The sequence below is a fragment of the Streptomyces anandii JCM 4720 genome, from assembly GCF_014650655.1.
GTDB lineage: Bacteria > Actinomycetota > Actinomycetes > Streptomycetales > Streptomycetaceae > Streptomyces > Streptomyces anandii.
Genome location: NZ_BMVJ01000001.1, coordinates 343,023 through 344,703, shown reverse-complemented (window position 1 = coordinate 344,703; position 1,681 = coordinate 343,023). Strand labels below are relative to the sequence as shown.

Sequence of the window (1,681 nt, the reverse complement as noted above, 5' to 3'; positions counted from 1 at the left end):
TCCGGCGCCCGCATCAGCAGGTCGGGCGCGAGCCGCCCGGCGGACAGCACGCGGGCGAGGTTCTCGGCCGCGGCCCCCTCGTCGCGCAGCAGCCGCAGGTACCAGGGCGTCTTGCCCAGCGCGTCGGACACCTTGCGGAAGTTCAGCAGTCCCGCGTCCGGATCGGCGGAGTCCGCGAACCAGCCCAGCAGCACGGGCAGCAGGGTCCGCTGGATGGCCGCCTTGCGCGTCACACCGGACGCCAGCGCCTCCAGGTGCCGCAGCGCCGCCGCCGGGTCGGCGTATCCGAGGGCGACCAGACGCTCGCGGGCCGCCTCCGCGCTCAGCCGCGCCTCGCCGGGCGCGAGCTGGGCGACGGCGTCGAGCAGCGGCCGGTAGAACAGCTTCTCGTGCAGCCGCCGTACGACGCCGGTGTGCCGCTTCCACTCCCGGGTCAGCTCGGCGACGGGGTCGCTGCGCAGCCCGAGCGAGCGGCCGAGCCTGCGCAGGTCGGACTCGTCCTCGGGGACGAGATGGGTGCGGCGCAGCCGGAACAGCTGGATGCGGTGCTCCATGGAGCGCAGGAACCGGTAGGCCTCGTCGAGCTGCACGGCGTCGGCGCGCCCGACGTACCCCCCGGCGGCGAGCGCCTTGAGGGCCTCCAGGGTGCTGCCGCTGCGCAGGGTGGTGTCGGTGCGCCCGTGCACCAGCTGGAGCAGCTGCACGGCGAACTCGACGTCCCTCAGGCCGCCCGGCCCGAGCTTCAGCTCCCGATCGACCTCGGCGGCCGGGATGTTCTCCACGACCCGCCGGCGCATCTTCTGCACGTCGCCCACGAAGTTCTCGCGTTCGGCGGCCTGCCACACCATGGGGTTGAGCGCGGCGATGTACTCGGCGCCGAGCGCGGGGTCGCCTGCGACCGGGCGGGCCTTGAGCAGCGCCTGGAACTCCCAGGTCTTGGCCCAGCGCTGGTAGTAGGCGACGTGGCTGCTCAGCGTCCGCACGAGCGGGCCGTTGCGGCCCTCGGGCCGCAGGTTGGCGTCGACGGGCCAGATGCTGCCCTCCACCGTCGTCTCGGAGCAGATCCGCATCATGTGGGAGGCGAGCCGGGTGGCGGCCCGCAGCGCCTTGTCCTCGTCCGCGCCGTCCGCGCTCTCGCCGACGAAGATGACGTCCACGTCGGAGACGTAGTTGAGCTCGTGGCCGCCGCACTTGCCCATGGCGATGACCGCGAGCCGGCACTGCGCGTCGTCCTGGGGCGCGGCCGCGCGGGCGAGGCGGAGCGCGGCGCGCAGGGTGGCGGTGGCGAGGTCGGCGAGCTCGGCGGCGGTCTCGGCGACGCCGGTGGTGCCGCAGACGTCGCGGGCGGCGATGGACAGCAGGCAGCGCCGGTAGGCGACGCGCAGCGAGACGGGGTCGTCGGCCCCGGCGAGCCCCCGCTCGAACTCCTCCACGCCGGGGTGCAGGTCCCGGGGCTCGTAGGTGACCAGCGCGTGCCAGTCGCCGGAGTGCCGGGCGAGGTGGTCGCCGAGGGCGGCGGAGGCGCCCAGCACGCCGAGCAGCCGGTCGCGCAGCGGCTTGGCCGCTATCAGCGTGTCGAGCAGTTCCCGCCGGGCGGTGGGCGAGGGCTGCGCCTCCAGCAGCCGTACGAGGCCCAGCAGCGCCAGGTCCGGGTCGGCGGTGGCGCCGAGCGCCTCCAGCA

1 protein-coding gene is annotated in these 1,681 nt (G+C 75.1%); it reads right to left on the bottom strand.

From position 1 onward, the window contains the following. On the bottom strand, positions 1-1,681 hold a 1,681-nt coding region (locus IE249_RS35830; RefSeq protein WP_229857351.1), incomplete at both ends, for a bifunctional [glutamine synthetase] adenylyltransferase/[glutamine synthetase]-adenylyl-L-tyrosine phosphorylase.